This is a genomic window from Ferrovum myxofaciens (genome assembly GCF_000735045.1).
Lineage (GTDB): Bacteria > Pseudomonadota > Gammaproteobacteria > Burkholderiales > Ferrovaceae > Ferrovum > Ferrovum myxofaciens.
In genome coordinates this window covers 1-293 of the sequence record NZ_JPOQ01000267.1, presented here as the reverse complement: position 1 = coordinate 293, position 293 = coordinate 1, and the positions used below count along the sequence as shown (strand labels likewise).

Genomic DNA, 293 nt, shown 5'->3' with positions numbered 1-293 from the left:
GAACTTCAGCCAGTCCGGCACGTTTGCGAGCAGAATTCCACCCGGTAAAAATCGATACAAAAGGCTTGTGGGTCTTTGGGTTGGCAAATACCCAGGGGCATTCATCGTGCGGTATGGAATCCAGTAGTTGCAGTACCCCTTCCGACAATGGTACATGCCGTGGCCTGCCTGTTTTCGTTACCGGTATCCGCCATTGCTTCCGTACTATATCAAAGTCTTCCCACTTTGCATCCAGCACCTCGCGTTTTCTGGCACCGGTCAGGATCAGCATCGGCACGATGAATTTGAGCATA

At 51.5% G+C, this 293-nt stretch carries 1 protein-coding gene; it reads right to left on the bottom strand.

Features of this window, described 5'->3' with window-relative positions:
- On the bottom strand, window positions 1-293 hold a 293-nt coding region (locus tag IV91_RS0113405; RefSeq protein WP_031599287.1), incomplete at both ends, for a tyrosine-type recombinase/integrase.